Here is a 23003-nt window from a genome sequence, read left to right as displayed (position 1 = left end):
GTGGTGATCGGGGCGCGGCGGCTCGGGGTGGCCGGCCGGTAGCGCAGCACGGAGACCCTTCCGGGGGCGGCTCCGCGGGTGGCCGCGACATCGGTCGTGGTACCCGGAAGCGCGTGCCGCCACGATCGGGTGCGGTCGCAGCCCGCTGCTTCGTGGTCGGAGTGTCGCGGCCGGACGGGGGGCGGGGGTCAGTACGTTGAGGCCTCGGGTCCTGCGGCCGGGTCACCGACGTGCACAGCCGTGAGGAGCCCGACCGGTGCGTGGCCGGCCGTTCGGTTCACCGAGCCGGTGAAGGACCGTCCGAGCACCGTTCCTTCATGACGTGACGTCACCGACAGGGCCGGGCGGCGCCCCGGCCCTCGTACGAGGAGAATCCGTGATCTCGAAGACCAAGCGAGCCGTCTGTTCCATGGCCGTGGCGCTCGCCGCGGCCGCCACGTTCACCGTCGGCCTGCCGGGCGGCGAGGCCTTCGCCATCGACCACGTCGAGTGTGACGGGGGCCGCAACGACTTCCTGAAGATCTGGTCGCACCTCGACGGCCGCGACAGCGTCGACTGCTACGCGAACGGGGGGAGGACCGACTTCGGCGGGTGGTGGGTCGACCGGATCTCCACCGGCAACAACGACCTGACCTACTTCGACGTGAACGGTGACTCGGTGAGGATCCCGCGCTGGACCGACATCACCTTCCCGAACAACCCGCCGAGGGTCGCCGCCATCCGGATCGGGTGACACGGCGGCACCCGGTCGGCTCCCCGCGCCGGGACGGGAGTCGCGGCTCCCGCGCCCGCGCGGGAGGTGCCGACGAACGGTGCACCGCACGCGGGGCCTCCGCGGCTGCGGACGCGTGTGCGGTGCACCGAACGGCGGAGCTCGATCAGATCCCGCGCGACCACGCAGAGCGCCGCCGACGCCCGCCGCGCCCCGCCCGCCCCCGGCTCGCCGCTCCGCCGGAAGGCGCAGCCCCGCAGGCCCGCGGGCCGTGACCGCGTGACGATCGGTGGGACAGCACGACCTGTACGCCGACCGCCGCCTGCCGTGCGTCGTACGCACACGGCAGGCGGTCGCCGGGAGAAGGGCGCAGCACCCATGACCATCGACCGCCGACGCTTCCTCACCACCCTCGGCGCCGCCACGGCGACGGCCGTCGTCGGCACCCCCGCCCGCGCGCTCACCGCCTTCCCGGCCCGCCCCCGTAGCTGGGCGGCGGTGGCGCCCCCCGACTGGCAGGCGCTGCGCGATCGCCTGGGCAGCCGGCTGGTGCTCCCGGCCGATCCCGGCTACGGGACCGCCCGCCTCGGGTACAACGAGCTGAACGACGGCCAGTTCCCCGCCGCCGTGGCCCAGTGCGTACAGGCCGACGACGTGCGGGCCTGCCTGGACGTGGCGCGCGGGCACGGGCTCCCGATCGCGGCCCGCGGCGGCGGCCACGGCTACCTGGGCTACAGCGTCCCCGACCGGGGCCTGGTGATCGACCTGCGAGGGATGGCCGACGTCGTGGTGCACCCCGACGGCACCGCGGAGGTCGGCGCCGGCGCCCGCCTGATCGAGGTGTACGCGGCGCTCGCCCAGGCCGGGCGGCTGCTCCCGGCCGGAAGCTGCCCCACCGTCGGGGTCGCCGGGCTGACCCTCGGCGGCGGCATCGGCGTGCTGGCCCGCAAGTACGGGCTCACCTGCGACCGGCTGGGCGCCGCCGAGGTGGTGACCGCCGACTCGTCGCTGCTCACCGCCTCGCCCGTCGAGGAGCCCGACCTGTACTGGGCGCTGCGCGGCGGAGGCGGCGGCAACTTCGGCGTGGTCACGCGGTTCAGCTTCGACACCGCCCCCGCGCCCGACCTGACCGTCTTCGTGCTCCGCTTCGCGGCCGGCTCGGTGACCGAGGTGCTCGGGGCCTGGCAGGAGTGGGTGGACGGGGCGCCGGACGAGCTGTGGGCCAGCTGCCAGATATCGGCCGGCACCCCGCCCCGCTGCCGGGTCGTCGGCTGCTACGTGGGCGGTCCGGGCGGCGCCGACCCCCTGCTCGACGAGCTGGTGGAGGCCGCCGGTACCGCTCCGACCTCGCGCACCGTCTCCCCGAGGGACTATCTCGGCGCCATGAAGTTCATGGCCGGCTGCTCGAACGACACCATCGCCCAGTGCCACCCCGTCTCGGAGGGCGGCAGGCTCCCTCGGGCCGGCTTCGTCGCGGTCTCCCGGATGCTGGGCCCGGTGCCGCTGGACCCGGCGGGGGTCACGGAACTGATGACCGGTCACACCGGGGTCGACCTGCTGCTCGACTCGCTGGGCGGCGCGATCGGCGAGCTCGCCCCCAGCGCCACCGCCTTCCCGCACCGCGAGTCGCTCGCCAGTGCCCAGGTCTACGCCGGCGCCACCCCGGCGACCGAGGACCAGGCCCGCGCCACCGTGGAAGCGATCCGGGACGGGCTGGCCGACCTCGGCGCGCTCGGCGCCTACGTCAACTACATCGACGCCACGCTGCCCCGCTGGGGCCGCGCCTACTACGGCCGGAACCTGCCCCGGCTGAAGGCCGTGGCCCGCCGCTACGACCCTGACGGCGTCTTCGCCTTCCCCCGGTCCGTGGCGGCCGCCTGAGAAGGTGCCGGGCCATCGACCGACTGCGCGCCGGGAGGTGTCTGGCGGCGGTCCCGGGTGCGGTCGGCACCTCCTGACGGCTGCTCCGACGCACCCCTCACACCGGAGCGGATGTGAGGAATGCCACACGCCGACATGGTCCCCCACGTCCGCTAGGGTCGACTCAGATCCGCCCTGAGCAGGGATTTTGCGTCGGCCACAGCGATGTGACCGGCGCGGGTCTGGCCTTTCCTGGAGATTTGCATGACCGATCTGGCATTTCGCTCCGCAGGTCAGCTCGCCGCCGCAGTCGCGGCGAAGGAGGTATCGAGCGTCGAGCTTCTCGACCACTACCTCGACCGGGTCGAGCGGCTCGATCCGAAGGTGAACGCCGTCGTCGCCCGGGACGAGGAGGGTGCGAGGGCCGCGGCACTGGCGGCGGACCGCGCGGTCTCCCGCGGCGAGCCGCTCGGCCGCCTGCACGGCGTCCCGGTGACGATCAAGGACAGTCTTGAGGTTGCGGGCATGCGGACCACCGGGGGGTCGGCCCGCTGGGGACATCATGTCTCGACGAGCGACGCCGAGGCGGTCACGCGGCTCAAGAACGCGGGAGCGATCGTGTTCGGCAAGTCCAACATGCCGCCCGACGCCCGGGACTGGCAGACCTACAACGAGGTCTACGGGACCACGAACAACCCGTGGGACCCGACCCGCGGACCGGGCGGTTCGTCCGGCGGGTCCGCCGCGGCACTCGCCGCGGGGCTGACCGGCCTGGAGCTCGGCGGCGATTCGGCAGGCTCGATACGGGTGCCCGCCCACTTCTGCGGTGTCTACGGGCTGCGCACGTCGTTCGGGATCGTGCCGAGGTACGGGAGCGTCTCGGGACATGCTCCCGGGACGCTGGCGGATTTCGACATGGCGGTACTCGGCCCGCTCGGCAGGCACGCCGATGACCTCGACCTGGGCCTCGACGTCCTCGCGGGAGCGGACCACGACCGCGCTCCGGCGTGGCGGCTGGAGCTGCCCCCCGCCAGGTCGGGCACCCTGCGGGGGTTCCGGGTCGCGGCATGGCTCGACGACCCGTTCTGCCCCGTCGACGGCGAGCTGTTCGCGATCATGAAGACGACGCTGGAGGCGGTGCGGGCCGAGGGCGCCGTCGTGGTCGAGGGCGAGGGACCGGTCGGGCTCGAAGAGACGATGGCCCTGTACCGGCCGTTGCTGATGGCGCAGAGCGGGCTGGTCGAGCCGGACGAATCGTATGCCGGGCTCGTGGAGCGCGCCGCGGCGGAAGGGACGGCGGGCGGGCTCGCGTCGGACCTGACGATCCGCTTCCGTGACTGGCACGCGCTCGACGAACGCCGGCAGCACTCCCGCCGCCGCTGGGCCGAGTTCTTCCGCGACGTCGACGTGCTCATCTGCCCGGTGAGCCCGACGGCCGCCTTCCCGCACGACCACCGACCCGACCCCGGCTGGTCGGTCCGAACCCTGCGGGTCAACGGCGCCGACCGGCCGTACCACGAGATGCTCACGTGGATGGCGCCGTCGGCGGTCAACCATCTGCCCGCGGCGGTGGCGCCGGTCGGGGCGACCCGGGACGGGCTTCCTGTCGGCATCCAGGTGATCGCTCCCTACCTGCACGACCGCACCGCGGTCCAGTTCGTGCGGTGCCTGTCGAAGGTGATCGGCGGGTTCCGGCGTCCGCCGGGGTTCTGAGTGCCGCATCGCTCGTCACCGACCGGGTCGAGCCACCTGACGGTCGCCGCGCCGACGTGTCCGGGCCTGGTGCTCGTCCTCGGCTGGCAGGCGCTCCGCGCCCAGCCGGTGACCGCTCTCGCCGCGCCGACCGGCGCCGCGCTCCTCGCACTGGTCGCCGCGGCGGGCGCGGCCGCGGTCCTGGTCCTGCGGCACGCCCGCGCCGCGAGCGGCTGATCCGGCTCTCCGACCGTCCCGGCCACAGCCACACCGCCGTTCGGCGGGCGGATCGCCGCTGGGCACGCCGCAGCCGCTCATCAGGTCGGTGACGAGCCGGACGGCGTCGTCGCCGGCGTCTGTCCTGGACCTGTGGGGCGGAGGGGACGACGGCGCGCCGGGCGGCATCTGTCGCTCCGTCGGGCCACCGCCCCGGCCGCCTCGCCGGCGCCGGACCGGCAAGCGATCGGCAACTCCCGGGCGGCCGGAGGCTTCCGGCCGGCGGGTCCGCCGACGGGTTCCGGCAGCCCAGGACCCCGGCGTTCGCCGCGCACACCGGAACTATTGCCGATCCGCCTTCCTGGTCGCCCCGCCAGCCCCCGGCTTCACTGGCACCGCACGAGGCCCGGAACCACCGGGCCCGGAGTCGCCGGGGAGGCAAGCGGCATGGCACGGCGGAGGCTGTTGTCGAAGATCGGTTTCTCGGGACTCTCCGCGCGCAGCGGTCCACTGGCCTTCGGCCTCACCAACCTGCTGCGCGCGGTCATCGTGGACGACGACCCGTCCCACCTGAACCTCACCACGGTGCTGCCGGTCCCGGACGGCACCGGGCTCGCCGCGGTGGAGCAGGCGATCGGCGTGCTGCTGGAGAGGCACGAGTCGCTGCGTACGACCTACCGGATCGCGCCGGGCATCGGCCCGGACACCGTCCAGGTGGTGGCCGGCGAGGGAGCGATCGACCTGCTGTGCGTGGAGGCCGACGGCGACCCGGCCGAGGCCGCCGTCGAGCTGGCCGGGGAGCTGCGGCGCGGGGGCTTCGACCTGGCGGCCGACCTTCCGCTGCGTCTGGCGGTGGTGCTCCGCGACGGCGCACCGTCGGCACTGGTCTGCGTGGTCTGCCACACGGCGATGGACGCCACCAGCTGGGAGATCCTGGTCGAGGAGTGGTCCGCCCTGATGGACGGCCGCGAGCTGCCGGCCCCGGCCGCGCTGCAACCCGTCGACCTGGTGGAGCTGGAGGCGCGGCCGAGCGTGCGGCGGATCACCGAGTCCGCGCTCGGCTACTGGGACGCCCGGATGCGCGCCGTGCCGCAGGCGACGTTCGCCGTGCCCGGCCTGGCCGACCCGGCGCGCAAGGACTGGCACCACACGGGCCTGCGGATCGTCTCGGGCCGCGCCGCCGAGCACCTCGACCGGATCGCCGAGCGCACCGGCGTCTCCCGTTCGGTCGTCACGCTCGCCGCGTTCGGCGCGCTGGTCGCACGGCGGGTGGACGAGCCGCGTTGCGCGATCACCTCGCTCTCCGCGAACCGGGTGGTCAGAGAGCTGCGCGGCTACTTCGGCACCCTCGCCCAGGACGCCCTGCTGCTGCTCGACGTCGAGGCCGCCGCGACCTTCGACGAGTTGGTCCGGGCCTGCCGGGCCGAGGCGATGCGGGCCTACCGGGCCAGCTGGTTCGACCCCATCCGGGCCTGGGAGGTGATCAACGGCGTGGGCGCGCAGCGCGGCGTCTCCTTCGCCCGCGACCTGGTCTTCAACGACATGAGCGCGCTCGGCCCCGGCCCGGCCGGCCCGGCCGGACGGCGCTTTCCGGCGGTGCGCACCCCGGCCGAGGACAAGCCGCTCGGCCGCTCCGACGAGGCCCTCGACCTGCGCCTGGAACCGCTGGCGGCGGAACTCGTGCCGAGCCGACTGGTGCTGATCGCCCATCGGCTGGAGGGGTGCCTGGACCTCGGACTCTGGGCCGACCCGCAGGTCCTGCCCGCCGGGGAGGCGGAGGAGTTCGGCCGTTCGCTGGTGGCGCTGCTGGCCGCGGCGGCCGAAGGTGACGTGCCGCTGGAGCGGCTGCCGGAGCTGACCGGCGTCACCCCGGTGCCGCGCGGCGACGGCTGGGTGCGCAGCGACGGCTGCCGGGTCGAGCTCGCGGCGGTGCGCCGACTGGCCGCCGAGGTGCTGGGCGACCGGCTGCACCTGGTCGTCGCGGAGCCGGACGACCGGCTCGGCCACCGGCTGGTCTGCCACCTCGCCGCCCCGGTGGGTGATCCGGCGGGTGATCCGGCGGACGCGGCGGCGGGCCTCGCCGCCGTGCACCGGCGGATGCTCGACCTCCTGCCGGGCCGGCCGACCGCGATGGCGCCGCAGTGGTACGTCGCGCACGCCGCGCCCGCGCCCTGCGGCCCGGGGGTCGGGGCGTACGCCGATGCCGTCGCCTGGCGGGCGCTGCCCGTGCTGGCCGAGGGGTCGGGCCGGTGAGCAGCGTGGAGGAGGTCCCGGCCACCGCCTCCGCGGACCGGACGAGGGAGCGTGTCGCCGGCCCTGTCCCCGTGGACCGTGTGCCGGCGGACCGTGCCGCCGGGGCGGCTGCGCTCTGGAGCCGCGACTTCCGGCTCTTCTTCACCGCCCGCACCGTGGCCATGCTCGGCGACGCGATGCTGCCGGTCGCCCTGTCGGTCGGCATCCTGGACGCGGGCTACGGCCCGAGCGGGGTCGGCTACGCGCTCGGCGCCTGGACCGCCGCGCTCGCCCTGTGCATGCTCTTCGGCGGCGCGCTCGCGGACCGCCTGACCCCGCGCCGGCTGATGGTGTGGGCGGACGGCGTGCGCCTGGTGGTGCAGTCCGTGGTGGCGCTGGGCTTCCTGCTCGGCACGCCCTCGCTCTGGCAGATCGTCGCCGCGCAGGTGGTCAGCGGCGTGGCGACGGCGATGTTCCAGCCGGGCGTGGCCTCGATGGTCCCGGCGGTCGCCCCGGACGTCCAGCGGGCGAACGGGTCGCTGCGCGTCGCCGAGGCGCTGGCGGCCCTGTGCGGACCGGCCCTGGCCGGCGCCATGGTCGCCGGACTCTCGCCCGGCTCCGTCTTCGCGGTGTACGCGGCCACCTACGGCATCAGCGGCTGGTGCCTGCTGCGGCTGCGCGTGAAGCTCGTGCCACAGGCCGCCGGGGACGGTTCGCTCCTGCGCCAACTGGCGGACGGCTGGCGGGAGTTCCGCGCCAGAACGTGGCTCTGGGCGGTGATCGCGCTGTTCACCGTCTACGGGTTCACGGTGGCCGGGGTGTCGCTGGCGCTCGGCGGCGTGCTGATCATCGAGGAGCACGGGGCGACGGCCTACGGCACCGCGATGGCGGCCTTCGGCGGTGGCTGCGCCCTGGGCGGGGTGCTGGCGATGAAGGTCCGCCCGCGGCGGCCGCTGCTGGCCGGGGCCGCGGCGCTGACCGTCTTCACGCTCTACCCGCTGGCCCCGGCGCTCGGCCTGCCGCCGTGGGCGCTGGCCACCGGGTGGGGGGTGGCCGGGGTGGGCTGCGCCTTCTGGGGCGTGGTCTGGGCGACGACCGTCCAGACGCAGGTCCCGACCGGACTGCTCAACCGGATGTATGCCTACGACGTCACCGGGTCGCTCGCCGCGATGGCCCTCGGCCGTACCTTCGCCGGGCCGCTGGCCGACCGGTTCGGCGGGCAGCAGGTGCTCGTCGGGGCCACCGTGCTGGCGCTGGCCTGCTGCGCCGCGCTGCCCGCGGTACCCGCGATCCGCGGGCTGCGCGCCGTCGCCCCCGGGGGCGACGCACCCCACAGCGACCCGTCCGCCGACCGAGCCGCCGACGCAGCGGGCGACCGAGCCACCGACCGAGCCGCCGAGGGGACCCACCGATGACCACCGGGGAGACGACCTTCCAGGGGATCGCCGTCACGGAGCTGGCCGAGCGCTTCGGCACGCCGCTCTTCGTCTACGACGGCGAGGTCCTCGAACGCACCTACCGCGACCTGCGGGCCGTCCTGCCGCCCGCCGTCGACGTGTTCTACTCGCTCAAGGCCAATCCGAACATCAGCGTCTACGCCCTGCTGCGCTCGCTCGGCGCGGGGGCCGAGGTCTCCTCGCACGCCGAACTGGTCACCGCGCTGCGCGCGGGAGCCGCGCCGCAGGACGTCATCTTCCTGGGCCCCGGCAAGGACACCGCCGAACTGGCCGCCTGCGTCGAGGCCGGGATCCACGCGGTGGTCTGCGAATCGGTGGAGGAACTGCTGCGGCTCGACGAGCTGGCCGCGTCGGCCGGCCGGGGCCGGTGCCGGGCGATGCTGCGGATCAACCCGGACTTCGCGACCAAGGGCTCCGGCCTCGCGATGGGCGGCAAGCCGCGCCAGTTCGGCATCGACCTGGAGGTGCTGCGCTCGGCCCGGGCGGTGCTCGCGGGCCTGCGGCACGTCGAGGTCACCGGCCTGCACGCCTACATGGGCACCCGCTTCCTCGACCACGCCGACGTGGTGCACAACACCCGGGAGATCCTGGCCGCCGCAGAGCGGCTCTCGGTGGAACTCGGCGTCCCCTTGAGGACGGTGGACTTCGGCGGCGGCCTCGGGGTGCCGTACTTCGAGAACGAGAAGGCCCTCGACACGGCGGCACTCGGCGTGGGGATGCACGAGGCGGTGGCCCCGTTCGCGGCCCGCCACCCCGACTGCCGGCTGATCATGGAACTCGGCCGCTACCTCACCGCCTGGGCCGGCACCTACGTCGTGCGGGCGCGCTATGTGAAGCAGTCCAGGGGGGAGTGGTTCGTGGTGGCCGACGGCGGCACCAACCACCACATGGCGGCGGTCGGCGTCGGCAGCTTCGTCAAGCGCAACTTCCCCCTCCGCCACCTGGGGCGGCCCGCCGCACCGGCCGTGCGCGCCTATTCGGTCACCGGGCCGCTGTGCACGCCGAACGACGTGGTCGCGAAGAAGGTCGAGCTGCCCGAGGTGGCCCCCGGCGACCTGCTCGGCGTCGAGCTCTCCGGCGCCTACGGGCCGACGGCCTCGCCCGGTCTGTTCCTCGGCCACGGCTATCCGGCCGAGGTGCTGGTGCACCGGGGGGAGGCCCATCTGGTCCGGGAGCGGGACACCCTGGACGACCTGCTGGGCAAGCAGCGGCTGGTCGGCCTCGTGCCCGTGAGCGCCGTGACCGCCGTGAGTGCCGCGACCGACCTGCCGAGCCCGACCCCGACCCCGACCGCCGGAGCCGCGCGGTGACCGGTGCCCCGGCGGTCGGCATCGACGTCCTGGAGCTGGGGGAGCTCGACCGGCTCTGCGAGCGGCCGTGGTTCCTGCGGCACTGCTTCGCGGCGGAGGAGCTGGCGCGCGCGGAGCGGCTCGGACCGGGCCGGCGCCGGGAGTACCTGGCCGGCCGGTTCGCCGCCAAGGAGGCCGTGCTCAAGATGCTCGGCACGGGGCTGTTGCGCGGCATCGCGCCGCGCGAGATCGCCGTCGGCCAGGACCGGGCCGGGCGTCCGCTGCTCCACCTGCACGGCCGCGCCGCCGCCCGGGCCGCCGATCTGGGGCTCCGCGCCACCGCCGTGTCCATCGCCCACAAGCGCCGGACGGTGGCCGCCGTGGCCGTCGGCCGCCTCGACCCCCGCCCCCGGGACCCCAGCCCCCCCCGACCCGCCCCCCTTCGACCCCCGCCCCACCCTCCGGAAGGAGCCCCGCATGGACCGACCGCCCGCCACCCTGCCGCGCGAGGAGCGGCCCGCCGCCCCGTCCGGGCCGGCCGGAGCCGAGGGCGACACGCCGCTCGTCGCCCGGCTGCGGCTGCGTCTGGGTCAGGAGGACGCCCACTACGGCGGCGGCCTGGTCCCCGGCGCCCGTCTGCTGGGGCTGTTCGGCGACCTCATCACCGAGATCACCGTCCGCACCGACGGTGACGAGGGCCTGCTCGCCGAATACTCGGCGGTGCGCTTCACCGCGCCCTGCCGGCCCGGCGATTACCTGGAGCTGACCGCCCGGCTGGTGCACCGCACCCGGCTGCGCCGGAAGGTCGAGTTCGAGGCGTACAAGGTCATCGCGGCCCGGCCCGACCGCTCGCCCTCGGCCGCCGAGGTGCTCGCCGAACCCCTGCTCGTGTGCACCGCCACCGCGACCGCGGTGGTTCCGCCGCCGCCCCGGCCGGCTCGGCGCGCCGGTACCGGTCAGACCGCCACCACCCGCCCGACCACCGACGACGGGAGCATCCGATGACCGCCCCCGGGACGCCGCCGGCGCCCGCCCTGCTGCACGAGATCCTCGACCGCGCCGCCGAGCTCCGGCCCGACCGGCCCGCCCTTTCCCAGGGCGAACTGACGCTGAACTACCGGGAGTTCGCGACATCAGCCCGGCGCCTGGCGGGCCGCCTGCGCGCCGCCGGGGTCGGCCGCGGCGACCGCGTGGTGGCCGCCGCGCCGTCCGGACCGGCCCTCGCCGTGCTCGTCTACGCGGCCTCCCGGCTCGGCGCCGCCTACACCCTGCTGCACGAACAGGTCCACGGCGCGCCGCTGCTCCACGTCCTGGACGACTGCGAGCCGCGGCTGCTGATCACCGAGGACGCGGCGGACCGGGCCGCCGCCGGCGAACGCGCGATCGCCGTGCTGCCCCTGTCGGAGCTCGTCGAGGCCGCCTTCCCGCCGCCCGGAAGCGGGCCGGCCGATCCGGCGGACCCGGCCGACCTGGCCGACCCGTCCGGCGAACCGCCGGCGTCCGGCGTCCTCGCGGTGGACCCGGTGAGCCTCATCTACACCTCCGGCACCACCGCCCTGCCCAAGGCCGTGGTCAGCACCCACCAGCAGGTGCTGTTCGCCGCCCGCGCCATCCAGTCGGTGCTCGGCTACCGCGCCGACGACGTCGTCTACTGCCCGCTGCCGCTCTCCTTCGACTACGGCCTCTACCAGGTCCACCTCTCGGTGCTGAGCGGCGCCCACCTCTGGCTCGGCCTGCCGAACGAGGCCGGCCCGCTGCTCCTGCGCCGCCTGGCGGCGACCGGGGCGACCGTGCTGCCCGGCGTCCCCTCGGCCAGCGAGGGCCTCGCCTGGCTGCTGCGCCGCTCGGCCAACAAGCTGCCCGCCCTGCGGCTGCTCACCAACACCGGGGCGGCGCTCTCCACGGAGACCATCGCCGCCCTGCGCGCGAGCCTGCCGAACCTCAGGGTGCAGGTCATGTACGGCCTGACCGAGTGCAAGCGTGCCACCGTCATGCCGCCGGACGGCGACCTCGCCCGGCCGGGCTCCTGCGGCCTGCCGCTGCCCGGCACGGAGGTCCTCGCCGTCGACGAGGACGGCGCCGCGGTGCCGCCCGGGGAGATCGGCCAACTGGTGGTCCGCGGCCCGCACGTGATGGCCGGCTACTGGCGGCGCCCGGAGCTCGACGCCGAGCGGTTCCGGCGCCGGGACGGCCTCTTCCCCGAGCTGTGGACCGGGGACTACGGCTGGCTCGACGAGGACGGCTTCGTCTACTTCAGCGGCCGCCGGGACGATCTCTACAAGGAGAACGGCTTCCGGCTCAGCGCCACCGAGGTGGAGGCCGCCGCCCACCGGGTGCCGGGCGTCGTGTCGGCCGCCGTCCTTCCGCCGGAGGGACGCCGGCCGTCCGTGCTCGCCGTGGTCGGGCGGATCGAGGCCGCCGAGGCCCTGGAGCTGATGCGCGAGCAGATCGAGGTGTACAAGATCCCGCGCCGGTGCCTGGTGCTCGACGCGCTGCCGCTCAGCGCCAACGGCAAGGTGGACCGCCGCCGGCTGGCGGTCCTGGTCGCCGAGGTCGCCGCCTGACGGGCGGGGCCGCCGGCCCACCGCAGTGAACCCCGTCCCATCCATCGCAGTGGCACAGTGTCACAGTGCCACGGAGGAGAAACATCATGACCGACCGTCAATTCATCGTCCAGGCCCTGGAGTCCGCCCTGAGCGACGTCCTGGAGCGCGACATCGCCGGGCTCGCCGACGACGTGCGCCTCTTCGACGACCTCCACCTGGACTCCACCACCATGCTGGAGCTGCTGATGGCCCTGGAGGACACGATCGACCTGGTGGTCGACCCGGAGACGCTGGACATCGAGGACTTCGCCTCGGTGGGAACGTTCACCGACTTCGTCCTGGCCACGCGCGGCGGCATCGCGGCCACGGCCTAAAGCTGCAAGCTGGACAAGCTGGTCTAGACCTGCGTTCGCGTCGCTCGATATCTTCACCACGCGGGGGCCGAACACTGTGGGGGTGACCGGGTGTATGCCGACGGTGCGGCGTCAACCAGAGTCGGGCAGTCCGGCCGGCTCCTGCGCACGTTCCGCGAGGCCCGTGGGTGGACGCAGGAGCGGCTGGCGGACGCGTCCGGGGTCAGCGTCCGCACCATCGGCAACCTGGAGAACGAACGGGTCGGCCGGCCCCGGCAGAGTTCGGTGCTCGCCCTCTGCCGGGCGCTGCAACTGCCGCGCGCCGAGGCGGACCGGATCGTCCGCGAGCTGAGCCGCCGCCCGCGCCCCGTCGTCGTGCTCGCCGAGCGCCCGTGGACGGCGCCGTACGGCGGGGCGCCGCCGCACGACCCGGCCTGCTTCGCGCCGCCCGTCCACGGTGCCGAACTGGTCGGCCGCTACGAGGAACTGCGCCGGCTGGGCCGGGCCCTGGAACACCACCGCGTCGCCACGCTCACCGGACCGCCGGGCATCGGCAAGTCCCGGCTGGCCGCCGCGTACGCGCTGCGCGCACCGGGCCCGGTCTGGTTCGTCGACCTCGCCCAGGAGGAGAGCCGGGCCACCCTGTCCGCCCTGGCCGCCACCCTGCGCGACCCCGGCGTGCGGCCGCCCGCCCTGCTGGTGCTGGACAACGCGGACGACGCCCTCGACGCGGCCGCCCGGCTCGCGGGCGTCCTGCTGCGCCCGTCCGGCGGCGCGACCAGACTGCTCACCACCGGCCGCGAACCGCTCGGCCTCACCCCGGAAGCCGGCTGGCCGCTCGGCCCGCTCCCCGTCCCCCTGGAGCCGACCAGACGCGGCGTCCTCGCCTCCCCGGCCGGGCGCCTGTTCGTCCAGAGGGCCGCCGAGGCCGCACCGTTCTGGCAGCTCTCCGAGGCGAACTGCGCCGCCGTCGCCCGCCTCTGCACCGTTCTCGAAGGGCACCCGCTCGCCCTGGAACTCGCGGCCGGCCAGCTCAGCGCGATCTCCCTGGAGGACCTCCTCTCCCGGATGTCCCACCAGCTGGACCTGCTGGAGCGCCGGCGGGCCCCGCAGCAGGGCCACCACCAGTCGCTGCGCCAGGCGCTCCAGCGCAGCTGGATCCGGCTTCGCCCGATCGAGCAGCGGGTCTTCGCCGCCGTCTCGGTCTTCAGCGGGGACTTCTCCCTGGAGGCGGCCGAGTACCTGGTCGGCGGCGTCGAGCGCGGTGGCGGGCGCCGTGGTGGTGACGGCGGCGGGCGCGGCGGCGACCGTGCCCCGCTCCCCGGAAGTTCCCTCGACACCGCGCGGGCGCTGCGTGACCTGGTCACCCAGTCCCTGGTCAGCGTGCACCGTTACGGCGACCGGCTGCGCTACCGGCTGATCGGCCCCGTGCGGGCCTTCGCGGCCGAACGCGGCATCGAGACGGGCGACTACGCGGGCCTGCGCCGCCGGCACGCCCACTACTTCTGCGGGCTCGCCGAGCGGCACGCCCGGCTCGCCGCGGCCGGCGAGGCCGCCCGGCTGCTCCCGTGCGACGAGGACAACGTCCGCGCGGCCGCCCACTACGCCCGCACGCTCGGCGACTTCGTCCTGTGGACCAGGATCATGCGGAGCCGGCTCTGCCTGCCCGAGCGGTGGGCCGGGCCGTCAGGCGGTCCCCGGTCCGAGCCGTCGCCCGGGCCGCCGGCGGATCCGGCGCCGCTCGGCACCGCGCGCCGGGAGTGACGAGGGCGCGGGCGTCCGGCCCCGGGTCCGGTCCTTCGGCGGTTCGGCGTACCACGACCGGAGGATGTGGAGCAGCAGAGGACTTCGTGACGATGAGGCCGGATTCCGTCCCGGTCCTCGCAACCGGGGGAGGGGAGCCGGCCCACCCGCGCCGCTCGCGCCCGGGTGTCACAGATCCGCCGGGTCGGCGGTCAACACTGTCGACGGGGCGGGGCGAGGGGCTCCGCCCGATCACCCGGACACGGACGACGGAAGGTGCACCAGGATGTCGGACCACCACGCAGGACACGTGCACGGACCCGGCGGCGGCCCGTCGGCTCGGGCGGGCTGGATGACCGCGGCGCGGATGCTGCAGGACGCCGGACCGCTCACGATCCCCGAGGGCGCCTCCGCGATGACCGTCCACATCGAGTGGGCGCCGGGCGACCCGGGCACCCCGCCGCACCGCCATTCCGGGCCCGCCTTCGGGTACGTCGTCGAGGGCGCGGTCCGCTTCGAGCTGGAGGGCGAGCCGGAGCGGGTGGTGGAGGCCGGCGGCACGTTCTGGGAGCCGGGCGGCGACGCGATCCACTACCAGGACGGCAACGCACTCGCCGACGCGCGGACCCGGTTCGTGGTGACCATGCTGTGCGCCCCGGGGAGGCCCATGCTCGAACTCGTCCCCGAGGACGAGCTCGCCCGGCGCGCCCACCTGCGGGCCCCGCGCCCCGCCGGGTGAGCGCACCGTTCCCCGGCCGCCGACCCCCGCCGGACGGCCCCGCACCGGCCGTCGGGCACCCGATCCGCACGACGGAGGACCCAGCCGCATGCCCGCCATCCTCGTTCACGGCGTTCCCGACACCCACCGGGTGTGGGACGGCGTGCGCCGCCACCTGACCCGGACCGACGTGGAGGCCTGGGACCTGCCCGGCTTCGGCGCCCCGCGCCCGGACGGTTTCCGCTCCACCAAGGAGGAGTACGTCGACTGGCTGATCGCCCGGCTGGAGCGCGTCGGTGAACCGGTCGACCTGGTCGGCCACGACTGGGGCTGCATCCTCACCGCGCGCGTCGCCTCCCTGCGGCCCGACCTCGTCCGCACCTGGGCCGGCGGCAACGGCCCGGTCGACGCGGCGTACGCGTGGCATCCGCTCGCCGAGGTCTGGCAGCACCCCGCCGACGGCGACCGCTTCATGCGCGAGCTGCGGCCGGACGCCTTCGCCGCCGACCTCGCGGCCGGCTTCGAGGTGCCGGCCGACCTGGCCGGGGAGATGGTCGGCCGGGTGGACGAGGCCATGAAGGACAGCATCCTGAGGCTCTACCGCTCCGCCGTGACCGTGGGAGCCGAATGGGAGCCGGGCCTCGTCCGGGTCACCGCGCCCTGTCTGGTGTTCTGGGGCGCGCGCGATCCCGCCTGCCCGATCGCGTCCGGCGAGCGGCTCGCCGCCGCCCTGCGCGCTGACGGCGTCGTGGCGCTCGACTGCAACCACTGGCCGCCGCTCCAGCGGCCGGCCGAGCTCGCCGCGGCCGTCGAGGCGCACTGGAGGGCGGGCCCGGGCCGGGCCCGGTGACCAGGGACCGGACCTCGAACCGCAGGGCGGGGGCGTTCGCCGGACCGCACCGGCTCCGCGTGCCCGCCCGCGCGGACCGGGCCCTCGGCGCGCCGGCCCGCCCGCGCTCGCCCTGCCGGACGCCGACCCCGGTGAGCGGCTCGGCCTGCGGGTCGCCGTCGTGGGAGACGCCGATCTGCGGGCCGGAGCACGTCACAGGTCCCCCCGTGCGCCGGGACGGATCCGCGCCTACCGGCCACGGACGGACCGCGGGCCCGACCCGGTGTTCCTGAGCGGCGGTCCGGCGAGGCTGCGGTGCGATGCCCGTTGACACCCGATCGAGTGATTGCGGGACGTGGCCGCCCTCCGTAGCGTCAGGAGGTCGTTGGTCCATCGGTGTTCAGGAGCACGCGATGGCGACCGCCCCGTTGACAGGAGGACAAGTGACTTCGCCGTCCGAGCAGATAGCCGGTGTCCGGGTCCGTGACCTGGTGCGGGATGTGGTCGCCGCCTGCGCGCCCGAGGAGGTCGTGGTGGTCGACGGCCTGCTGCGGCAGAGCGACGCCGAGGTGCTCGCCCGGCTGCGGCGGCGCCGCGGCGACCGGGATCCGCTCGGGTTCGGTCTCGCCGACATCGTGCCGCTGGTGGCCCCGGTGCTGTGGCTGACCCTGGAGCGGGCCCGCGAGAGGATCGCCCAGAACCTGGTGGAGGGCGCGTCGCGCGGCTCGTCGACGCTCTGGCGCCGGATGCTGCGCCGTCGGTCGGCCCCCGAGGTCATCCCACCGCTGTCCCGTGAGCAGCAGCGGCTGGTCCACGGGATGGTGCTCGACGCGGGAGGGGAGGCCGGACTCTCCCCGGACCTCGCGCGACGGATCGCCGACGGCGTGGTGGCCGGCCTCGTCCTGGCCGACCCGGACGAGGAACCGGGCGAACCCCGCGAGGGGGCGGAGGCCGTCCCGGGCGACGGTCCGGGGGAGCGGTGACGACCACGGCCGGGCGGAGTTCGGACGGCCTCGACGAACGGGTGCTGGGCGCGGGCACGAACGCCCGCTTCGCCCTCCTGCTGGTCCTGCTCGTGGCAGCCAGCGGCTCGATGCTGCTGCCGGTCCTGACCTTCTTCCGCGCGGGCAGTTCGACCGGCTGCCTGCTGGCGGCGGGAGCCGACCTCGACCGGCTCGGCACACTGGGCTCCACGCTCCGTACGACCGGGCAGAGCCTCGCCTACCTGCCGTGCATCGCCCGCGACGATCCGCCGCTGCCGTGGTGGCAGATCCTGCTCGGACCGGCCGCCGTCCTGCTGCTCGCGACGGCCGTCGCGGCCGTGCTGCCGCGCTGGAAGCAGCGCGGCGGACGCTGCGTCGAACTGGCCCTGGTCGACCGCACCGGCGCCGTGGAAGCCAGGGTCCGGGACCTGGCCGCCGGCCGGGTCGACCAGGTGCCGGCCCTGTTCGTGGCGCCCGTCGTGTTCACCCGCAGCGGTACGGTGTTCGGCGGCAACCGCCGTCCCCGGCTGCGGCTGAACGCGGGCCTGGTCGCCTGCCGCGACACCGACCCGGACGCGTTCGACGCCATCGTGCTGCACGAGCTCGCCCACGTCGCCAACCGCGACCTGACGGTCACCGGCGCCACCGTCGCGCTGTGGCGGTCCTTCCTTACCCTCGTCCTGTGCCCGTACGTGCTGATCACGTTCTGGAAGGGTGCCCGCCTGGTGGCGCGGGGCGGCTCGCTGTTCACCGCGGACTACTCCCGGCAGGTGGTCCTGCCGATGGTGACCGTCCTCGTGATCTCCGTCGTCCGCGCGGAGGTGCTGCGCAGCCGTGAGCTGCACGCCGACCTGACGGCCCGGCGTTGGCGCGCGCCACTGGAGCACGTGTGGGCCACCATGCCCGCGCGGGACGACCTGCGCGGGGTACGGCGGCGGGTGGACGGCGCGCTGGAGCTGGTGCGGACCCACCCGCGCTGGGAGGTCCGCCGCGACGCGCTCGCCGATCCGGCGCCGCTGTTCGAGGTCAGGGCGCTGCTGATGTTCCTGATCGGCGTGATCGCCGCGCTGACGAACTATCACCTGATGTGGCACTTCGTGCCGCACATGGCGATGATGAACGGCTGGCTCTACCAGACGGTCGGGGCCGCCCCGGCGGCGGTGGTGGCGGCGTCGACCGCGCTGCTGCTGTGGCGGGCGGTGGTCCGGGCCACGGTCCTCGGCCTGCGCCCGCCCACCGGCGTGCGCAGCGGGCTCTGGCTGGGCGCGGGCCTGGTCGCCGGGTCGGTGCTGAACGGGCACACCACCGGCGGCCTGTGGCTCCCGGCCAGGTGGGGGGCGCTGGGCCTGGTGATGGCCGCCGCCGTCGGCTTCACCTGCTGGACCACCCAGTGCGCCCGGCTGGCGGCCACCGTCCGACCGGGCCGGTCGCTGCGCCTCCCGCTCGCGCTCGTCCTGGTGGCGGGCTGGCTCGTCCTGTCGGCCTGGTTCACCTGGTGGGACTACTACGGTGCGCTCTTCGTCCACGGCGTCCGGTACGACGGCGTGGCCGCCCGGCAGGCCGTCGTCCACTGGTTCCCCGGCGCCGGGACCGTCCGCCCGGACACCAGCGCCCTGATGGCACAGGTCCTCCCCGTGCTCCGCGAGGCCGTCCGGGTGCCACTGGTACCGCTCGCCGCCGTCGCGTCGTGGGCCGTCCTGCTCCCCGTGTGGGCGGCCGGGCCGCCCGCCGGCCGGGTCCCACCGTCCCTGCGCCGGGCCCTCGGCGCCGCGCTCGGCGGCGGGGCGCTCGCCGTCCTGTGCGTCGGCGCCGTCCAGGCCTGGTTGCACCACCTGGACGTGGGCGCGGACCGGCGCGGAGGCCTGTACGCCTTCAGCTACGCGATCTGGTGCCTGGCGGCGATCGTCCTCGGCGCGGCCGTCGCAGCCGCGGTCGCGGCCCGCGCACCCGCCCTCCGGCTGCCCGCGGCCCTGGTCGCCGCCGGGACCGCCACGCTGCTCGGCATCGGCGGCACGGTGCTGCTGATCTCCGCCGACGGCTGCCTCGGGCCGCTCTCGGTGCTGAACGACAGCTGCGCCTGGCGGCCCGCCTGGCGGCAGCTGCAGGGTGGCCTGACGTTCCATCTGGTCATCCACGCGGCGCTGCTGCTGGCACCGGTCACCGCCCTGCTGATCACCGCCCTCGCCGCGCTCGCCCGCAGGACGGCCGGCCGGCGGAGACCGCACCACGTCGGATCCGGCCCGGTCACCGGGCTCCCGTCCACGCGGCGGCCCCGCCTCCTGTCGGCGTTCGGCCACGGAACGTGTGCCGTGGCGCTGGCCACCGCGGCCGTCCTTCTCGTCGCCGACGCCCACGACCAACTCCGCTCCCACGCACAGGCGGTGACGCCCACCACCCAGGCCCAGTTCCAGCAGTCCATGGGCCTGCCGACGCTCCCGGTGTCGCCGGGCATGCGCTGGCGCCAGGTCCACGCCTGGTACCGGGTCGGTGGCCGGTACCTGATCGAACACGCGCTGGCGGACGGCACCGCGCTGGTGAAGGCCCTGACCGAGGCCCGGCGCGACGAGCGGATCGAGGTCACCCCCGCCCTGATGGCCAAGGTGCGCCCACTCTGCACAAGTCTGGGGAACGCCGCCGGCTGGGAGCCCTACTACTTCCAGGTCCCGGACCCGGCCGCGCAGGCGCTCTGGCACCGGTTCGGGGTGACCGCCCTGGCCGCCGGCCCGCGCTGCGCCGAGGCCGTCGACCGCTCCGACAGCGCCGCCTTCCTCACCTCCCTGGCCGACCTCCTGAAGGCCGTCCGGGCGGTGCGTGACGTCTCCGGCCGCGTCGGGCAGATCCTCGACAACCCGAAGGACCGCGTCTTCACCGGCCCGCCCCTCGCCCCGCCGCAACCCCGCCTCTGACATCGCGCATCCCGTTCACGGGCGGTGGCGCCGAGGCGGGGCCGGGCCCGGCGGCGACGCGGGGCGCCGCCGGGCCCGGCCGGTCGGCCGGGGGCTGCTCAGCGCAGGCCGGCGAAGAGGTCGTTCTCGGGGAGCGCCGCGTCGGTGGTGTCCTGGACCCGCACGAAGGTCTCCACGCCCATCAGCTGGGTGAACTTCTCCTTGCCCATCTTCAGGAAGAAGATGTTCTCGCCCTGGCTGGCGTGCGCGGCCAGCGCGTCGAACTTCTGGCCGCCGAACCCGGTGGTGTCCACCCAGGTGGTGATCTCCTCGTCGGGGAGGCCGATCTCGGGTATCCCCGACTCCTCGGAGCCCGGCTCGTCCCACTCCGCGCCGAACTCGCGCATGACCTCCGCGAACCGCGCCATCATCGAGCGCGGGGCCGTCGTCCAGTACACCTTCGGCGAGATGCCGGCCAGCTCCAGCGCCCTCGTGGTGATGCGGTTGGCCTGGATGTGGTCGGGGTGGCCGTAGAAGCCGTTCTCGTCGTAGGTCACGACGACGTCGGGCCGGTACTGCCGCATCAGGTCGGCGAGGCGGGCGGCCGCCTCGTCCACCGGCGTCGTCCAGAACGAGCCGGGCGCGTCGTTGGCGGCCCAGCCCATCATCCCGGAGTCCCCGTAGCCGAGCATTTCGAGGTGCCCGACCTTGAGATGCTCGCAGCTGGCCTCCAGCTCCCGGCGGCGCATCGCGGCGACCGCCGCCGGGTCGTGTCCGGCCTCGCCGGGTTTGACTCCTTGCGGGCCGTCTCCGCAGGCGCCGTCGGTACAGGTGACGAGCACCGTCCGGATGCCCTCGGCCGCGTAGCGGGCGAGCACACCCCCCGTACCGGTGGCCTCGTCGTCGGGGTGGGCGTGCACGGCCATCAGGGTCAAGGGCCGGTCGGTCATGGGGCTCATCCTTCGGTCTGCCGGGTGTTCGGCCTCAGTCTGCGGCACGGGGCCGACAGAGAGCGGTCCGCGGTGCTTCTGATCGACTGTTGGGAACGACGGAGCCGCCGCCCCCTATTCCGGGGAGCCGGGCCCGTTCGCCTCGTCCGACGCCTCCCGGGCGGTGACCTCGGCCAGCTGGTCGAACGTGCGGTTCAGCACCGACCGGCGTTCCTCCTTGTAGCGCGGCGAGGGCTCCAGGCCGTCGATGCTCCGCTCCCAGACGGCCATGAACGTCGCCTTCCACTGCGTGATCACGCGGGCCTCCGGCAGGTCGTGGGCGCCGTGGCCGGCCAGGGCGAGGGTGTACAGCAGTTCCAGGTTGCACGGCACGGCGACGCCCCAGTACTCGTCGGGTTCGAGCTCGACGGGATCGCCCGCCATCGCCTGGGAGACCTCGTCGACGAGCCGGTCGACGACCACCGACAGGTGGTCCAGGGCCGTGTCGCTCTCGAAGTTCCCGCTGCCCCACGTGCCCACAAGGTGCTCCTCAGAAGGTTGCCGCTGTCCGTCCCGGTCAGCTGTCCCGGTCATCGAAGCAGACCGCACTGACAACGCCGGGGCGAGGGGCCGGCCGGACGAAGCGCTACGGGCGGTTGTGGTGGACGATCTGGATGAGGTTGCCGCAGGTGTCGTCGAACACGGCCGTGGTGACCGGGCCCATGGCGGCCGGCTCCTGCGTGAAGACGACACCCCGCTCGCGGAGCCGGGCGGCCTCCTCGTGGACGTCCTCGACCTCGAAGGAGGTGGCCGGGATGCCGTCCTTGACCAGCGCCTCCTTGTACGGGGGGACCGCGGGGTGGCCGGAGGGCTCCAGCAGCAGCTCGGCGCCCTCGGGGTTCTCGGGCGAGACCACGGTCAGCCACCGGGCACCGCCGCCGAGCGGGATGTCGTTCTTCTTCACGAAGCCCAGCACCTCGGTGTAGAAGCGCTCGGCCTTGGTCTGGTCGTCGACGAACACGTGGGCGACGTAGATCTTCATGCTCCGGTCTCCGGTTCCTGCTTCCTGTGGCCTGAGCCAGCGCGAGACGATCTGCTCAAGCGGTCGGGTGGTGAGGTCGTGGAACTTGTAGCGGCCCTCGCGCCGCGTCGCTATCAGCCCGGCGCCCTCCAGCACGGCGAGGTGCTGGCTGACCGCCTGACGTGACAGGCCCAGCCCGTGCTTCGTGGAAAGCCGGGCACAGATCTCGAAAAGGGTCTGGCCGCTGCGCTCCGTCAGTTCGTCGAGGATCGTTCTGCGGGTCGGGTCGGACAGCGCCTTGAAAACATCGTCCGGCACACCCCCAGCATAGGCAAGTCGCCACTTGCCTATCCAGTCGGGGGAGCGCGGCCGAGACCGGGATGCCGTGGCCGGCGAAGGGCGGCGGAGATCCGCCGGGCGTTCGGCGGCCGTACAGTGTCGGGCGTCGCTCCCGGGGCGCGGGCGGCGGACGCGGGGCATCCCGTACATCGAGGGTGGGGCATGGACAGCAGCGAGTACGACGAGTACGAGGCCACGGTCAGAGTCCGGAAGGGCGCGCGTTTCGCGCGGTCGAGCAAGAGCCCGGACGGCTATCGCGCGGTGACACGGGACCCCGGCACCCATGAGGTGGGTCAGGCCGAGATCTTCTTCACGAAGGAGAGCCGGCCGGATCCGGTGGCGGCCGACCCGCAGGACTGGCCCGACCCCGACCCGTACGAGTCGGAGGCCCGAGCGCGGGAGCGCCGGGAGGAGGCGGAGTTCGTCGCCGAGGTGCTTGTCCACATCGGCCTCAGGCTGGCGGAGGTGGCCGCGCCGCACGTCAGGAGGTGGTGGCACGAACAAGCGCTTCCGGCGGTGAGGGCGACGTGGAACGACCGGGCACTCCCGTCCGTGAAGGCGAAGTGGAGCAGCGCCCGAAGTCGCCTCGGTGGAAGCCGGGGTGAGGCCGGGGAGGACCCGCAGGAGGTGGCCGTCTCCGCTTCGGACGATCAGCGGACGACGATGAGCGGCGCGGAGGCGCGGAAGCGGTTCGCCGCGGCCGTGATGGCCAGGATCTACAGCGACGGGCAGCTCCGGCTCCTGCGCAACGCCCGGATCGTGGACGAGGGGGAGGGCGGTCCGGTGGAGCTGGGGGCGACGGACGATCTCACGCCCCGGCGCATCGGGGAACAGGTCGCGTTGCTGCTGGAGGCGGACCCTTCGCTGCTCGGTGAGGACACCCTGGCCGAACTCGCGAAGCTTGTCGCGCGGATTCGGGCCGACGGCGGCTACGCGCCCGCCCCGGGAGCGGTAGGGGCGCTGCCGCGCGACGGACGGAACGGCTGACGGCGCAGGCGAGGGGGCGACCGCGGTGGGCCGGGTCGTCGGACCCGTCGATCCGCAGGGGCGCCGCCTGCCGTCGGATGGGCGGCCCCGTGCCGCGTGGCCGTCGCCGGCCGCGGGGGGGGGGGGGGGGGGGGGGCGCCGCCCGCCCCCCCCGCCGCGGCCGCGGCGGCGGGGGGGGAGGCGGGGGGCCGGCGGGCGGCGGCGCGCGGGGC

The 23003-nt window shown here is 75.0% G+C and carries 20 protein-coding genes and 1 pseudogene; 17 read left to right on the top strand and 4 right to left on the bottom strand.

Going from position 1 to position 23003, the window contains the following annotated elements; all coding sequences use genetic code 11:
• Positions 1 to 376: 376 nt before the first annotated feature.
• From ABT093_RS25375 to ABT093_RS25300, 16 genes are all read left to right on the top strand, one after another.
• On the top strand, positions 377 to 733 hold the full coding sequence (locus ABT093_RS25375) for a beta/gamma crystallin domain-containing protein (protein ID WP_350568410.1): 357 nt from the start codon (positions 377 to 379) through the stop codon (positions 731 to 733).
• Between the two features lie 357 nt (positions 734 to 1090).
• The gene (locus ABT093_RS25370; RefSeq protein ID WP_350568408.1) at positions 1091 to 2593 is read left to right on the top strand and encodes an FAD-binding oxidoreductase; all 1503 of its coding nucleotides are present in this window, start codon (positions 1091 to 1093) and stop codon (positions 2591 to 2593) included.
• Positions 2594 to 2836: 243 nt separating this feature from the next.
• Complete coding sequence (locus ABT093_RS25365) at positions 2837 to 4285, top strand: amidase (protein WP_350568406.1); 1449 nt, start codon at positions 2837 to 2839, stop codon at positions 4283 to 4285.
• Positions 4286 to 4501, top strand: a complete 216-nt coding sequence (locus ABT093_RS25360) for a hypothetical protein (RefSeq protein ID WP_350568403.1) — start codon at positions 4286 to 4288, stop codon at positions 4499 to 4501.
• A gap of 426 nt (positions 4502 to 4927) precedes the next feature.
• On the top strand, positions 4928 to 6733 hold the full coding sequence (locus ABT093_RS25355) for a condensation domain-containing protein (protein WP_350568401.1): 1806 nt from the start codon (positions 4928 to 4930) through the stop codon (positions 6731 to 6733).
• A 71-nt stretch (positions 6734 to 6804) separates the two neighbouring features.
• Positions 6805 to 8127 (top strand): MFS transporter, encoded by a 1323-nt coding sequence (locus tag ABT093_RS25350; protein ID WP_350568399.1) that lies wholly within the window; start codon positions 6805 to 6807, stop codon positions 8125 to 8127.
• Entirely contained in the window at positions 8124 to 9479 is a 1356-nt protein-coding gene (locus tag ABT093_RS25345; protein ID WP_350568397.1) for a type III PLP-dependent enzyme, read from the top strand. The genes ABT093_RS25350 and ABT093_RS25345 overlap by 4 nt, the downstream gene beginning before the upstream one ends.
• Positions 9476 to 10150, top strand: a complete 675-nt coding sequence (locus ABT093_RS25340) for a holo-ACP synthase (protein ID WP_350568394.1) — start codon at positions 9476 to 9478, stop codon at positions 10148 to 10150. The genes ABT093_RS25345 and ABT093_RS25340 overlap by 4 nt, the downstream gene beginning before the upstream one ends.
• Positions 10032 to 10463 carry a hotdog fold domain-containing protein gene (locus ABT093_RS25335; protein ID WP_350568527.1) on the top strand — a complete coding sequence of 144 codons (432 nt, stop codon included), beginning with the start codon at positions 10032 to 10034 and terminating at the stop codon, positions 10461 to 10463. Before ABT093_RS25340 ends, ABT093_RS25335 begins: the two co-directional genes overlap by 119 nt.
• Positions 10460 to 12022, top strand: coding sequence for a class I adenylate-forming enzyme family protein (locus ABT093_RS25330; RefSeq protein ID WP_350568391.1), 1563 nt, complete (start codon positions 10460 to 10462; stop codon positions 12020 to 12022). Before ABT093_RS25335 ends, ABT093_RS25330 begins: the two co-directional genes overlap by 4 nt.
• A gap of 86 nt (positions 12023 to 12108) precedes the next feature.
• Positions 12109 to 12378, top strand: coding sequence for an acyl carrier protein (locus ABT093_RS25325; RefSeq protein WP_350568388.1), 270 nt, complete (start codon positions 12109 to 12111; stop codon positions 12376 to 12378).
• 90 nt (positions 12379 to 12468) lie between these two features.
• Positions 12469 to 14121 carry an ATP-binding protein gene (locus tag ABT093_RS25320; RefSeq protein WP_350568385.1) on the top strand — a complete coding sequence of 551 codons (1653 nt, stop codon included), beginning with the start codon at positions 12469 to 12471 and terminating at the stop codon, positions 14119 to 14121.
• Positions 14122 to 14386: 265 nt separating this feature from the next.
• Complete coding sequence (locus ABT093_RS25315; protein ID WP_350568383.1) at positions 14387 to 14839, top strand: cupin domain-containing protein; 453 nt, start codon at positions 14387 to 14389, stop codon at positions 14837 to 14839.
• 88 nt (positions 14840 to 14927) lie between these two features.
• Positions 14928 to 15668 carry an alpha/beta fold hydrolase gene (locus tag ABT093_RS25310; protein WP_350568380.1) on the top strand — a complete coding sequence of 247 codons (741 nt, stop codon included), beginning with the start codon at positions 14928 to 14930 and terminating at the stop codon, positions 15666 to 15668.
• A 422-nt stretch (positions 15669 to 16090) separates the two neighbouring features.
• A complete protein-coding gene (locus ABT093_RS25305) occupies positions 16091 to 16630 on the top strand; it encodes a hypothetical protein (protein ID WP_350568378.1) in 540 nt (179 codons plus the stop codon).
• On the top strand, positions 16627 to 19536 hold the full coding sequence (locus ABT093_RS25300; RefSeq protein ID WP_350568376.1) for a hypothetical protein: 2910 nt from the start codon (positions 16627 to 16629) through the stop codon (positions 19534 to 19536). The genes ABT093_RS25305 and ABT093_RS25300 overlap by 4 nt, the downstream gene beginning before the upstream one ends.
• Positions 19537 to 19634: 98 nt before the next feature.
• On the opposite strand, the gene ABT093_RS25295 is transcribed toward ABT093_RS25300, so the two are convergent.
• The 4 genes and pseudogenes from ABT093_RS25295 to ABT093_RS25280 form a co-directional block, all read right to left on the bottom strand.
• Positions 19635 to 20465: a PIG-L family deacetylase gene (locus ABT093_RS25295; protein WP_350568373.1), complete on the bottom strand. Its 831-nt coding sequence runs from the start codon at positions 20463 to 20465 to the stop codon at positions 19635 to 19637.
• 114 nt (positions 20466 to 20579) lie between these two features.
• Positions 20580 to 20984, bottom strand: coding sequence for a DUF4259 domain-containing protein (locus tag ABT093_RS25290; RefSeq protein WP_350568371.1), 405 nt, complete (start codon positions 20982 to 20984; stop codon positions 20580 to 20582).
• A gap of 106 nt (positions 20985 to 21090) precedes the next feature.
• Positions 21091 to 21486 carry a VOC family protein gene (locus ABT093_RS25285; protein WP_350568525.1) on the bottom strand — a complete coding sequence of 132 codons (396 nt, stop codon included), beginning with the start codon at positions 21484 to 21486 and terminating at the stop codon, positions 21091 to 21093.
• A gap of 24 nt (positions 21487 to 21510) precedes the next feature.
• Positions 21511 to 21783, bottom strand: a pseudogene (locus tag ABT093_RS25280) (ArsR/SmtB family transcription factor); the annotation flags it as partial.
• A 183-nt stretch (positions 21784 to 21966) separates the two neighbouring features.
• Between ABT093_RS25280 and ABT093_RS25275 the strand changes: the two are divergent.
• On the top strand, positions 21967 to 22791 hold the full coding sequence (locus ABT093_RS25275; protein ID WP_350568369.1) for a hypothetical protein: 825 nt from the start codon (positions 21967 to 21969) through the stop codon (positions 22789 to 22791).
• Positions 22792 to 23003: the final 212 nt, after the last annotated feature.

The sequence above is a fragment of the Kitasatospora sp. NPDC002551 genome (assembly GCF_040296005.1).
Taxonomy (GTDB): Bacteria; Actinomycetota; Actinomycetes; order Streptomycetales; family Streptomycetaceae; genus Kitasatospora.
This window is presented reverse-complemented; position numbering and strand designations above follow the sequence as displayed.